The 12319-nt window shown below is 65.7% G+C and carries 10 protein-coding genes; 3 read left to right on the top strand and 7 right to left on the bottom strand.

What is annotated here, in order from left to right; genetic code table 11:
- Positions 1 to 40 precede the first annotated feature (40 nt).
- Positions 41 to 751 (bottom strand): cation:dicarboxylate symporter family transporter, encoded by a 711-nt coding sequence (locus tag LB566_RS04975; protein ID WP_224623521.1) that lies wholly within the window; start codon positions 749 to 751, stop codon positions 41 to 43.
- A 324-nt stretch (positions 752 to 1075) separates the two neighbouring features.
- On the opposite strand from LB566_RS04975, the gene LB566_RS04970 reads away from it, so the two are divergent.
- Genes LB566_RS04970 through LB566_RS04960 form a run of 3 tightly spaced genes read left to right on the top strand, consistent with a single transcriptional unit; the run spans position 1076 to position 4749 of the window.
- A complete protein-coding gene (locus LB566_RS04970; RefSeq protein ID WP_224623520.1) occupies positions 1076 to 2881 on the top strand; it encodes a sensor histidine kinase in 1806 nt (601 codons plus the stop codon).
- The gene (locus LB566_RS04965) at positions 2878 to 4284 is read left to right on the top strand and encodes a sigma-54-dependent transcriptional regulator (RefSeq protein WP_224623519.1); all 1407 of its coding nucleotides are present in this window, start codon (positions 2878 to 2880) and stop codon (positions 4282 to 4284) included. Before LB566_RS04970 ends, LB566_RS04965 begins: the two co-directional genes overlap by 4 nt.
- A 39-nt stretch (positions 4285 to 4323) precedes the next feature.
- Positions 4324 to 4749 (top strand): GNAT family N-acetyltransferase, encoded by a 426-nt coding sequence (locus LB566_RS04960; RefSeq protein WP_224623518.1) that lies wholly within the window; start codon positions 4324 to 4326, stop codon positions 4747 to 4749.
- Here LB566_RS04960 and LB566_RS04955 read toward each other — a convergent pair whose 3' ends face one another.
- From LB566_RS04955 to LB566_RS04930, 6 genes are all read right to left on the bottom strand, one after another.
- Positions 4750 to 5865: an anhydro-N-acetylmuramic acid kinase gene (locus tag LB566_RS04955; RefSeq protein ID WP_224623517.1), complete on the bottom strand. Its 1116-nt coding sequence runs from the start codon at positions 5863 to 5865 to the stop codon at positions 4750 to 4752.
- Entirely contained in the window at positions 5865 to 6866 is a 1002-nt protein-coding gene (locus LB566_RS04950; RefSeq protein ID WP_224623516.1) for a serine hydrolase domain-containing protein, read from the bottom strand. Before LB566_RS04950 ends, LB566_RS04955 begins: the two co-directional genes overlap by 1 nt.
- Before the next feature lie 232 nt (positions 6867 to 7098).
- Positions 7099 to 8847 carry an ABC transporter ATP-binding protein gene (locus LB566_RS04945; protein WP_224623515.1) on the bottom strand — a complete coding sequence of 583 codons (1749 nt, stop codon included), beginning with the start codon at positions 8845 to 8847 and terminating at the stop codon, positions 7099 to 7101.
- Positions 8844 to 9683 (bottom strand): ABC transporter permease, encoded by an 840-nt coding sequence (locus tag LB566_RS04940; protein WP_224623514.1) that lies wholly within the window; start codon positions 9681 to 9683, stop codon positions 8844 to 8846. The genes LB566_RS04945 and LB566_RS04940 overlap by 4 nt, the downstream gene beginning before the upstream one ends.
- Positions 9683 to 10642 carry an ABC transporter permease gene (locus LB566_RS04935; protein ID WP_140551201.1) on the bottom strand — a complete coding sequence of 320 codons (960 nt, stop codon included), beginning with the start codon at positions 10640 to 10642 and terminating at the stop codon, positions 9683 to 9685. The genes LB566_RS04940 and LB566_RS04935 overlap by 1 nt, the downstream gene beginning before the upstream one ends.
- 31 nt (positions 10643 to 10673) lie before the next feature.
- Positions 10674 to 12188, bottom strand: coding sequence for an ABC transporter substrate-binding protein (locus LB566_RS04930; protein ID WP_224623513.1), 1515 nt, complete (start codon positions 12186 to 12188; stop codon positions 10674 to 10676).
- Positions 12189 to 12319 lie beyond the last annotated feature (131 nt).

The raw sequence follows: 12319 nt of genomic DNA, 5'->3' as shown, positions 1-12319 counted from the left end.
ATGCCTCCGGCCATTTGCTATCGCTGCGCGGCCGCTGCGATTACTCGGCGGGAACGATGTCCGCCGGCAGGCTATCGTCGGTCCCCGCCAGCGCCCTGGCCAGCTTGGCCTCGTCGAGTTCGCCTTCCCAGCGCGCCACCACCAGCGTCGCCACCGCATTGCCGACGAAGTTTGTCAGCGCCCGGCATTCCGACATGAAGCGATCGACGCCGAGGATCAGCGCCAGCGCGATGCCGAACAGCACCGAAAAGAACAGCACCTGCAATATGTCGCCGTCCGCGAAGGCGCCGACGATGGTCGCAGGGATGATGTTCATCAGGAAGCCGGTGACCGACTGGTCGTGCGCCTTGGCGGCGTAGCTGTTGACGGTCGCGGCGTCGAGCGTCGCCGGGTCGATGTTGAAGCCGGCGCCGGGCTGCACGACATTGGCCACGATCAGGCCGATGATGAGCGCCAGTGTCGAGAAGGTGAGGAAATAGAGCATCGCCTTGCCGGCGACACGCCCGACCTTCTGCAGGTCGCTCATGCCGGCGATGCCGGTCGCGACCGTCAGGAAAATGACCGGGGCGATGATCATCTTGACCAGCTTGATGAAGGCGTCGCCGAGCGGCTTCATGCTCTCGCCGAGCGACGGATAGTAATGGCCGAGCAGGATGCCGACGGTGATCGCCACCAGCACCTGCACGTACAGTTGGGCATAGAGCGGCTTGCGCTGCGCGGCGGGCGCGCGTGATTGGTTTGCCATGTGCATCTGCTATCTCCCTGGCCGGAGGGGACGGCGCGCGCCGCCCCGCAAGACTTCTCCCATCGCGGCGCTCCGGTCGCTCGCCGCTGTCGAGAGTTTTGCAAGCGCCGTGCCAGATCGAGAAAACGCCGGACCTACGGATTTCCGGCAGTTTTGTCACCGTTTCGATGGAGGCGTGTGCGGATTTCCGCACTCACCCCTTGTTTGCCTGGGCGGAGTTTCGCATTACAGTGGCTGCTGAACAGCGAACGGTGGAGAGGTCAGACGCCGCAGGCAGGCACCGATAGCGGATATCCGGAGTTTGCCGGCCGCGACCTGCTGCGCGAAGCGATGGCCAGGCTGCGTGACGGCCGCTGGCTCATTCTCCTGATCGCCCTGGCAATGCTGGCGGGAGCGGTCGCGATTGCCGGGCGCCTTGCCGCCAACCAGGCCGCCGGCGATCTGCGCGACGGAGCACTGGCGGCCTTGCCGCTGGCGGCGGGCACCCTGACCGGCGAAATCGAAAAGCAGCGTCTCGTTCCCTTGGTGCTGGCACGCGACGATGCGGTGCGCGACGCGTTGCGCCGGGCCGGCAAAACGCAAGAGACAGCGCTCGATGACAAGCTCCGGGCCATTGCCGCGGACGCCTCGGCATCCGCCATCTATGTCATCGACACGGCAGGCATCGCAATATCCGCCAGCAACGCCGGCGAGCCGGGCAGCTTCGTCGGCATCGACTACAACTTTCGTCACTATTTTACCGATGCCATGGTCAAGGGCGCCGCCAGTCAGTATGGCCTCGGCACGATCAGCGGCAGGCCGGGACTTTATCTCGCCAGCCGCGTCGACGACGGCAACACGCCGCTCGGCGTCGCGGTGCTGAAAGTCGAGCTCGACGGCGTCGAAGCCAATTGGCGCTCCAGCGGCTTTGTCGTCTTCGTCACCGACGAGCGCGGTGTCGTGCTGGCCACCAGCCGGCCCGAGTGGCGGTTCCACGCGCTTGCTCCGCTCTCCGCCGCGGACGCCGCGACAGCCCACGAGCAGCTTCAACTCGCCGAAGCCGGCTTCGAACCGCTGCCCATACGACGCGGTGCCGGCGACGGCCTGGCGACGATCGACGATGCCGGAAAGCCGCGCCGGTTCGTCGAGGTGGTGCAGGACCTGCCCGGCGCGGTTCCTGGCTGGCGTCTGTGGCTGCTCACACCTGCCGATGCCGCCTTGACGTCGGCCGCCAACACGGCGCGCCTGACCACGCTGCTGGCGCTGCTGCTGACGGGTTTGCTTGCCTATGTGCTTCTCAGGCGCCGCCGTGCCCGCCGCCTGAGGCAGGAAGCGCTGGCGCGCATGAATGCCGAACTGGAGAGCAGGGTAAGCACACGAACGGCGGAACTGACCCGCTCCAACGCGGCCCTCGCCGGCGAGATCGCCGAGCGCGAAAACGCCGAGGCCAAGGTCCGTCGGCTGCGCGACGATCTCGCCCAGGCCAACCGGCTTTCCATCCTCGGCCAGATCGCCGCCGGCGTCGCGCATGAGATCAACCAGCCGGTGGCGGCGATACGCACCTATGCCGAGAATGCCGGCCGCTTTCTGCATGGCGGCAAGGTCGAATCCGTTTCCGGCAACCTGACATCGATCGTGTCGATGACCGAACGCATCGGCGCCATAACCGGCACGCTGCGCACCTTCGCGCGGCGGCCAGGCGTCGCCGCCTCGCCATTGCCGGTGCGCGAAGCGATCGACGGCGCGCTGTCGCTCCTGTCCGGCCGCATCCGCGATTCCGGCGTGACCATCGTCAAGCCGCGCGGCACTGCCTCGCCGATGGTCATGGCCAGCCGCATCCGGTTGGAGCAGATCCTGGTCAATCTCTTGCAGAATGCGTTGGATGCCCTGAAGGACCGGCCCGATCCGCGCATCGAGATCGAGCTTGCGGAGCGCGACGACAGGGTGCTGGTTTCGGTGCGCGACAACGGCCCTGGTGTCGGGCCGGAAGCGGCCGGCAATCTGTTCATGCCGTTCCAGACCACCAAGGAGAAGGGGCTTGGCCTCGGTCTGGTGATCTCGCAGGAGATCGCCCAGGAACTGGGCGGCACGCTGCGCCTCGATCCCGACTGCACAAAAGGCGCGTCCTTCACCATAGATCTGAGGCGAATTGAATGACGCAGGGATCAGGGCTGGTCGCGCTCGTCGAAGACGACGCGGATCTGCTTCACGCCACCACGCAATTGCTCGAGCTTGCCGGCTTCAACGTGATCGCGTTAAAGGCCGCGGAGGCAGCGCTTGCCGCCGTCGACCGGGATTTCCAGGGCGTGGTTGTCAGCGATATCCGTATGCCCGGCATGAATGGCTTGCAGCTGTTCGATCGGATCAGGGCGATCGACATCGACATACCGGTCATCCTGGTCACCGGGCATGGCGATATCGACCTCGCGGTGGCCGCGCTCAAGGATGGCGTCTACGACTTCATCCCGAAACCCTATGCCGGCGAGCGCCTTGTCGAGGCGCTGAAGCGGGCAAGCGAAAAGCGGCGGCTGGTGATGGAGAACCGGCGGCTGCACGAGGCCGCCGCGCAGGCCGCCGACGGCCTGCCGTTGATCGGCGAGGCGCCCGCCATCCGCCGCCTGCGCGAGACCTTGCGCCAGATCGCCGACATGGATGTCGACGTGCTGGTGGAAGGGGAGACCGGCACCGGCAAGGAAGTGGTCGCGGACCTCCTGCACCGATGGGGGCGGCGCCGTGCCAAACCTTTCGTGGCGCTGAATTGCGGCGCCCTGCCGGAGACCGTCATCGAGAGCGAGCTGTTCGGCCACGAGCCGGGCGCATTCACCGGCGCGCAGCGGCGGCGGATCGGCCGCATCGAGCATTCCAGTGGCGGCACGCTTTTCCTCGACGAGATCGAATCCATGCCGGCGCAGCTCCAGGTCAAGCTGCTGCGGGTGCTGGAGACGCGCAGCCTCACACCGCTCGGCTCCAACGAAACGCGCCGCCTCGATCTGCGGGTCGTGGCGGCAACGAAAATCGACCTCGGTCGGCCAGACCAGCGCGGCGATTTCCGCGAGGATCTCTATTTCCGTCTAAACGTGGTGACGCTGCGCATCCCGCCGTTGCGAGAGCGGCGCGGCGACATCCCGATGCTGTTCGGGCATTTCCTGGGCAAGGCCTCGCAGCGTTTCGGCCGTCCTGTCGCGGCCGTGAATGCCGCGGTGAGCGACCATCTCCACTCGCATGACTGGCCGGGCAATGTGCGCGAGCTCGCCCATTTTGCCGACCGGGTCGCGCTTGGCCTCGGGCCCGACGAGGAGGCCGGGGCGACGTCCGCGCGCTTGTCGGAGCCCGCGGGGGCGCTGTCCGAACGGGTCGGCCGCTACGAGGCGCAACTCATTCGCGAGGCCTTGCGCGATCACGCCGGAGACGTGCGCGGCGCCATCGAGACACTCGGCGTTCCGCGCAAGACTTTCTACGACAAGCTCAAACGCTACGGCATTTCCGCGTCCGAATACCGCAATGGCGACCCGGATATGCCCGGTTCGAGCACGGGCGTAAAGCTTGCCCGCCCTTCGTAACGCTTCATTCCCAGCCAACTGGGCACTCCGGAAAGAGCCATGAACACGACACTGGAAACAACGGCAAACCCCTTGCCGGAAGAACTCGCCTTTCTCGGCGAGCGCCTGGCGGCGTTCAACGACGGCGATGTCGGGGCATCCGAAAGGAAGGCCCTGGCGGTGTTCGTACGCGACGAACATGGCGCGGTCGTCGCCGGCATTTCCGGCTACACCGCCTGGGGCTGGCTCTACGTGCAATGGCTGTGGGTCGACGAAAGGCTGCGCGGCCGGCACATGGCCGGCAGGATGCTGGACGCGGCCGAGAAGGAGGCGGTGGCGCGCGGTTGCCAGAACGCCTGGATCGACACCTTCAACCCGAACGCCGCCAGGGTCTATCAGCGCCAGGGCTACCGGCCCTTCGGAACGCTTGCCGATTTCCCCGTCGGCCGCAGCCGCGTCTTCCTGCAGAAAAAGCTTGGCGACTGATCAACCAGCCAGCCGTCCGCCGCGCATTGGCTGCGGCGCGCCCGTCGTGCTGGGGAAACTGATCGGCAGGCCGCGCAGCACGCGCACCGCCAAAAAGGCAAAACACTCCGCCTCCACCGCGTCGCCGCTCCAGCCGAGGCTTTCGGCCTGCACCACCTCGACACCGGCGCGGCTGGCGATCATTGCCATCATCGTCGGGTTGTGGCGGCCGCCGCCGCTGACCACCAGTCTTTTCGGCCGGCTCGGCAGAAGATCAAGTGCCTTGCCGACCGCGGCGGCGGTGAAGGCGGTCAAAAGCGCGGCGCCGTCTTCCGCGTTCAGGCCATCCGCCATGGCGGCGCCGAAATCGAAGCGGTCGAGCGATTTCGGATAGGCCTTGGTCAGATAGGGGTGCTGCAACAGCTTGGCGAGCCGGGCTTCGTCGACCGTTCCCGCCCGGCCAAGCGCGCCGTCGCGGTCCATTTCGCCGAGCCCCTTCGACTTGATGAAGTCGTTGAGTGGCGCGTTGGCGGGGCCGGTGTCGAAGGCAACGACATTGTCGCCGCCGTCCCACCAGGTGATGTTGGCGACGCCGCCGAGGTTGAGCACGGCCACCTCGCCGCTGGCGCCGGCGCTGCGCATCAGCGCGGTGTGATAGGCGGCCGCCAAGGGCGCGCCCTGTCCCCCGGCGCGCATGTCGGCAGAGCGGAAATCATAGGCAACCTTGGTGCCCAGGAGCGCATGCATCAACTCGCCGTCGCCGAGCTGGCGGGTCTGGCCGAGCCGGCCGATTTGCGGCGCGCGATGCAGCACGGTCTGGCCGTGGAAGCCGACCACGCCGATGTCCGCCATCCTCATCCCATAGCCTTCGACAAGCTCCCTGACCGCCGCCGATTGCGCGCGCGTCAGCGCTTCCTCGGCCTCGCGGAAGATCGCCGGCTCCGGTCCGGTGAAATTCCAGGCCCGCGCCTGCTTCAGCGTCTCCTCGAGCAGTGAGCGGATCGACGGGGGGTAGGGCATCAGCCGGTAGGTGCCGAAATCGTCGATGCGCTCGCCATCGGTCTTGATCAGGGCGACATCGATGTTGCCGTCCAGCACGGTGCCGGTCATCAGGCCGACGGCCCAGATGGATTCCATTATCGAACTCCATTGATGAGATCGCCGACCGCTTGGCGAAGCGCGACGATTCCGCTGTCGAAATGACGTGTCGGATGGATCCGGTTGGTAAGCAAGGTCCAGGCCTTGCCCCTGTCGAAGTCGATCCACAGCCCCGTGCCGGTAAAACCGGTATGGCCTATCGTTCCCGGGCTGCACAAGGCGCCTCCGGACCAGCCGTCATAGGGACGCTCCCAGCCATGGGTGCGGGTGGCGGACAAGGGCTGCCGCATCAGCGTGGTCGAGCGTTCGGATGCGCCGGTCAGCAGCCCTTGCGCGAAATCGAGCACCGAGGCCACAGTGCCGAACAGGCCGGCATGGCCGGCGCCTTGCAATGCCGCGCAATTATCGTCATGGACTTCGCCGGACAGAACCCGATGGCGCCAGGTGCAGTCCTCGGTCGCCGCAGCGACATCGGACTCGGCAGACCACGCAAAGCCCGGGCCGGGCTCCATGTCGCGGATCGTCTTGCCCGACAGCCGCTCGAGCGCAAAGCCCAGAAGAATGAAATTGATGTCGGAATAAACCGGATCGCGGGCCCGCCATTCCCGTTGCAGGATGAAGGCGCGCAGCAGGTCGGGATCGCGCCCATAGGTGTAGATCGGTTCAACGGCCGGGAAGGGCGTCTGGTGCCCGAGGCACTGGCGAAACGTCACCTTCCGCTCCCAGGCCCCGGCGTCGTATTGGCGCAGGTCCGGCAGCACCGAGATCAGCGGTGCGTCGAGATCGATGGCACCGTCCTGCGCCAGCGCCAGAATGCGCGGCGTGGTGAAGATCACCTTGGTCAGGGACGCCAGGTCGAACCAGGTTTCCTCCCGCATCGGCCGCACATTCGGTACCAACTGCGCCGCGCCGATGGCTCTGGTGATGCGTTGGCCATTGCTATCGACAATGCCGAGCACGCCCCCGGGAATGCGCCTGGCGGCCACTGCTGCCGCCAGTGGTTCGAAGGCGCGGTCGAAAAGTGGGGCGAGGTTGGTCAATGTCTGCCTCCCTCGGAGAGGCAGCGATCCTTCGCGCCCCCCTCTGGCCTGCCAGCCATCTCCCCCACGAGGGGGGAGATTGGCAGCGTTGATGTTCCGCCAACCCTACAACGCTGGAGATTGGCGAAAGTAGTGATGAAATCCGATCTCCCCTCTCGTGGGGGAGATGCCCGGCAGGGCAGAGGGGGGCGCTGGCCCGCCGACCTCGCATATCCCAGGGCGCCACTCCTCATCACCCTTCCACCCTCGCCATATGATCCCCGCCAAACCGCTCCCATCTCGCCGGTGCCGGCTCAAACCCCCGCGGGCGCAACAGCGACGGCACCTGACGTGTGTCGATCTCGAAACGCTCATGCCGCCGGTCGATGGCCGGAACCGCTGATATGAGCTTCTTCGTATAGGAATGTTTCGGCGCCGACAGCACCGAGGCCGCGTCGCCGATCTCGACGATCTGGCCGGCATAGATGACGGCGATGCGGTGGGCGATCCGCTCGACGACAGCCATATCGTGCGAAATGAACAGATAGGCCAGCCCGAACTCGCGCTGCAGGTCGACCAGCAGCTCAAGCACCTTGGCCTGCACCGAAACATCGAGGGCGGAAACCGCTTCATCAAGAACGACGACCGACGGGTTGAGCATCAGCGCGCGGGCAATGCACAGCCTTTGCCGCTGGCCTCCGGAGAACTCGTGCGGATAGCGCTGCAAACTGTTCTCCGGCAGGCCGACGCGCTCCAGCAGGCTCGCCATCCTGGCTCGCGTTTCGGCATCCGCCCGGCCGCCATTGGCGATCACCGGCTCCGCCAGGATGCTTTCGATGCTCAGCCGCGGGTTGAGCGAAGCATAGGGGTTCTGGAAAACCATCTGCACGGGCTTGGCGCTGTGCTTTGCCGAGGCTGTCCGGGCGGCGACCGAGAAGCTGCCGCGCGTCGAGCGCACAAGCCCAAGGAGTGCTTTCGCGGTGGTTGATTTGCCCGAACCGCTCTCGCCGACAATGGCCAATGTCTCGCCCGGCATCAGGTCGAAGTCGACACCGTCGACGGCGTGCACGGCGCCGCTCGCATGGCTGAAGAAATTGCTCCTGAGCGGAAACCGCACCACCAGGCCGTTGACCTCCAGGGCCGGGCCGGTCCTTGCATTCTTGTCGCGCTGTCGGTCCGCGCGTGTCGCGCGGCCGTGGGCGAAATGCGGCACATCCCGCAACAGATGCTGCGTGTAGGCGTGCTGCGGCCCGTCGAGGATCTGATTCAATTCGCCCTGTTCCACGGCCTGCCCGTTCTGCATCACCATCACCTTGTCGGCGATGCCGGCGACAAGGCCGATGTCGTGGGTGATGAAAATCATCGACATGCCGCTTTCCTGCTTGAGCTCTGCAAGCAGCGCCATGATCTGCGCCTGTACCGTCACATCGAGCGCCGTGGTCGGCTCGTCGGCGATGAGCAGGCGCGGATTGCAGGCGAGCGCAATGGCGATCATCACCCTTTGCAGCATGCCGCCCGACAGCTGGTTGGGCGTGTATTTCAGCCGCCTTGCCGCATCGGGGATGCGCACGCGGTCGAGCGCGTCCTTGGCCGCCGCGGTGGCTTGTCTTCCGGTCAAACCACGGTGCAGCCGGAACGATTCCTCGATCTGCGTGCCGATCGTCAGCACTGGATTGAGCGAGGTCATCGGCTCCTGGAAGATCATGCCGATCTCTGCGCCGCGAATGCCGGTCAGTTGCGGCTCGGTCGCGGTCGTCAGGTCGAAGAGACTGCCGTCGGCCCGTTTCAGTCTCATGGCGCCGGCGGTGATGCGGCCGCCGCCGAAATCGATGAGACGGTTGATCGACAGCGCGGTGACCGACTTGCCCGAACCGCTTTCGCCGACAATGGCCAGCGTTTCGCCATCGGCGAGGTCGAAGCTGACGCCGCGCACCACTTCATTGACTTGCGGATCGCGTCCGAAGCCGACGCGCAGGTCGCGAATGGACAGAAGCGGGATCATGCGAGCGCTCTCCGCATCCTGGGATCGAGGATGTCGCGCAAGGCGTCGCCCAGCAGGTTGAAGCCCAGAATGCTGATCATGATCGCCAGGCCCGGGAAGATCATCAGCCATGGCGCGGTTTCCATCAAATTGCGGCTGTCGCTCAGCATCAGGCCGAGCGAGGCGGCCGGCGGCTGCGTGCCAAGCCCGAGAAAACTCAAGCCGGCTTCGGTGAGCAGCGCCCAAGCCAGCGCCAGCGTCACCTGGACGGTCAGGGGCGCCACCAGATTGAGCAGCAAATGCCGCGTGACGATATAGAACGAGCTGCTGCCGAAGGTGCGCGCGGCGTCGACGAATTCGCGCGCCTTGAGCGACAAAGCGGGACCGCGCACCACGCGCGTGAAGATCGGCGTGTAGACGACGCCGATGGCGACCACGCTGGTCCATGTGCCAGGTCCGGCAACGGTGACGATCAGCAGCGCCAGGAGGATGGCCGGGAAGGCCAGCAGCACGTCCATGATCCGCATCACCATGCCGTCCCAGCGGCGCCCGAGCCAGGCGGCGGCGAGCCCGAGCACGGTGCCGGCAAGCGCGGCGAAGGCGACCGAAAAGAACGCCACTGTGAAGGACTGGCCGACACCCGCCATCAGCCGGCTCGCCACGTCGCGGCCGAACAGGTCGGTGCCCATCCAGTAAGTGCCATCAGGCGCGTGCAGCCGGTCGATCCGGTATTGCGTGATCGGATTGTGCGGCGTGAGCCCCAGCAGGCCGAGGGCGGCGACCAGGAGATAGACGCCGACGATCACGCCGCCGATACGGCCGCTGCCGTGCCCGAAGATGGCGCGCAGCATGCGCATCACTGCTCGCCCAGCCGGATGCGCGGATCGAGCGCGACATAGGCGAGGTCCACCAGAAGATTGACGATCATGAAGTTGAAGGCGATGAACAGCACGCTGCCCTGCACCAGCGCGTAGTCGCGCTGGAGGATGGCATCGAGCACCATGCGGCCGAGGCCGGGCAGGGCGTAGATCTGCTCGACGATGACCGCGCCGCCCAGGAGATAGCCGAATTCGATGCCGCTCAACGTCACCACCGGGATCAGCGCGTTGGGGAGCGCATGCCGCCAGATGACGCTGCGCGCCGAGGCGCCCTTGCTGCGGGCGGTGCGCACATAGTCGTCGCTCAACACGTCGAGCATGGCCGAGCGCGAGATGCGGGTGACCGAGGCGGCGAAGGCGAAGCCGAGCGTGATGGCCGGCAGGATCAACTGGCTGAGATTGCGCAACGGATCCTGCCGCAGCGGCGCGAATTCGCCCATCGCCGGCAGCACGCCGAAACCGGCCGACAGCGCGTAGATGATCAAAAGGCCAAGCACGAAGCTCGGCGTCGACTGGCCGATCATGGCGACGATGCGCACTCCGAGGTCGGACAATTTCTCGCTATGCGTGGCGGCGTAGATGCCCGCCGGCATGCCGACGGCGAGCGCGATGATCATCGACAGCACGGCCAGTTCCAGCGTCAGCGGGAAGCGCTCGAGGATGACGTCCAATACCGGCCTGCCATAGGTGACGGAGATGCCGAAATTGCCGTGCAGGATGCCGCCGATCCAGCGCCAGTACTGGACGAACCAGGGCTGGTCGATGCCGAAATAAGCTGCGAGCGCATCCCGTTGCGCCGGCGTCAACAGGCCGGCCTCGGTGCCCAGCATCGCGGTAATCGAATCCCCCGGCACCATCCGGATCGCCACGAAGACCAGGATCGACACACCAAGCAGGACGAGAGGAAACGCCGCCAGTCGTCGCATCAGATAGTTCACGCGAAGAAGTCCTCTCGTCCGATGCCTGCGGCTACTGCTGGATGGTAACCTTGCTGAGGCTGAACAGCGTGCCCGTCGGCGTCGGCACGAACCCGGCGATGTTCTTCTGCTGCGCCGTATAGCTGTAGGACGTGTAGAGCCAGATCCAGGGCGAAACTTCGGCGAGGTGCTTCTCGAACTCGGCGAAGATCGCCTTGCGCTTGGCCGGATCGGTCTCGGCGCGCCCCTTCTGCATCAGGCTGTCCAGCGTGTCGTCTATGTAGTTGGCCACCTTCTGCAGATTGCCTGCCTTGGTCCAGTAGCGGTTGTACATTGTGTAGGGGTCGGCGCGGCCGCCGTTCAAGGCGATCGCCATGTCGAAATCGCCCTTCAGCCAGGCGTCGACATAGACGTTGAGCTCCATCATCTTGATGTCGAGCTTGACGCCGATCTCGGCGAGCTGCGACTGGATGACCTGGGCTTCTGCCGCCGCCGTCGGCGGCTCGCCGGTGGCGCCGATCACGGTCGCCGAAAAGCCGTCGGCAAAGCCCGCCTCCGCCATCAGCTTCTTGGCCTTCTCGACATCGCGCTTGTAGCAGAAGAGCTGGCTTGGTTCGGTCGCAAGTGCTGGGATGGTCAGCGGTCCGGTGACCTTGCCTTCACCGAGCGCGGCGGTGTCCAGCACCTCCTGCCGGTCGATCGCGCAGGAGATCGCCTGGCGCACCTTGAGCTCGGTCATCGGCTTGCGTGACGGATTGAGCTGCAGCACGTTATAGGCCAGCACCGGCGCGCGGTTCAGTTGCAGGCTGGCCTCCTTCGGCACAAGCGTGGCGACGAGCGGATCGTTGAGCAGCGCGAAATCGACCTGCTTGGTGCGCATGGCGGCGAGGATCGCCGCTTCATCGGGCAACACGCTGATCTCGATGCCGTCGACGCCGGTCGCGCCGCCGGCCCATTCCTTGTTGGCGCTCAAGACTTCCTTGGCGTTGGGGTCCCATTTGTCGAGCTTGAACGGTCCGGAGCCGACCGTTTTGGTGCCGATCGAGCCGGCCTTGATCTCGGCCGCCGGCACGATGGCCGCGTTGATGTCGCTCATCGCAGTCAGGATCGGCGCGTCGGGCTGCGATAGATGGAAGACGACGGTTCCAGCGTCCGGCGTGTCGATGCTGGTGATCGACAGGAAGTTGGCGCGGGCGGCGGCGCCGGTCTTCTCGTCCAGGATGCGCTCGAACGATGCCTTGACGTCGGCCGGGGTCACGGCAGCGCCGTCCTGGAATTTCGCCTTGGGATCGAGCTTGAAGGTCAGATCCTTGCCGTCCTTGGAGAATTCCCAGGACGTGGCGATGGCCGGGATGATCCGCAGGCTGGCATCGACCCGCACCAGCGGCTCATAGATCAGCTCCAGGAGCCGCAGCGAGGAAAAGGCCGTCTGCTTGTGAGGATCAAGTCCCGTTGCATCCTGCGACCAGGCCATGTGCAGCGTTGCCGCCTGCGTCGAAACAGTGGCGATGCCAAGCATGGCTGCCAGCGTGATGCCCGACAGCAGCTTTCTTGTGAGGTGAACCATTCTCGTCTCCCATCTTTGCTTGAACCCGATGCCCTTGCAGTTCTGCGGACCGCTTCCAAGACACACGCGCTTTGGTGCATCGGCCCAGTCTATGCGGCTTCGCGCCGTCTTGTCTAAGTGGCTTCATGCCG

Origin of the sequence: Mesorhizobium sp. CA13, from assembly GCF_020165235.1 — a bacterium.
Lineage (GTDB): Bacteria > Pseudomonadota > Alphaproteobacteria > Rhizobiales > Rhizobiaceae > Mesorhizobium.
This window is presented reverse-complemented; position numbering and strand designations above follow the sequence as displayed.

Bases quoted from the DNA above. Each gene is read 5' to 3' on its own strand.
- LB566_RS04940 (WP_224623514.1), bottom strand. From the start codon at position 9,683: ATGCGCATGCTGCGCGCCATCTTCGGGCACGGCAGCGGCCGTATCGGC.
- LB566_RS04975 (WP_224623521.1), bottom strand. From the start codon at position 751: ATGCACATGGCAAACCAATCACGCGCGCCCGCCGCGCAGCGCAAGCCG.
- LB566_RS04965 (WP_224623519.1), top strand. From the start codon at position 2,878: ATGACGCAGGGATCAGGGCTGGTCGCGCTCGTCGAAGACGACGCGGAT.
- LB566_RS04930 (WP_224623513.1), bottom strand. From the start codon at position 12,188: ATGGTTCACCTCACAAGAAAGCTGCTGTCGGGCATCACGCTGGCAGCC.
- LB566_RS04955 (WP_224623517.1), bottom strand. From the start codon at position 5,865: ATGGAATCCATCTGGGCCGTCGGCCTGATGACCGGCACCGTGCTGGAC.
- LB566_RS04960 (WP_224623518.1), top strand. From the start codon at position 4,324: ATGAACACGACACTGGAAACAACGGCAAACCCCTTGCCGGAAGAACTC.
- LB566_RS04945 (WP_224623515.1), bottom strand. From the start codon at position 8,847: ATGATCCCGCTTCTGTCCATTCGCGACCTGCGCGTCGGCTTCGGACGC.
- LB566_RS04970 (WP_224623520.1), top strand. From the start codon at position 1,076: ATGGCCAGGCTGCGTGACGGCCGCTGGCTCATTCTCCTGATCGCCCTG.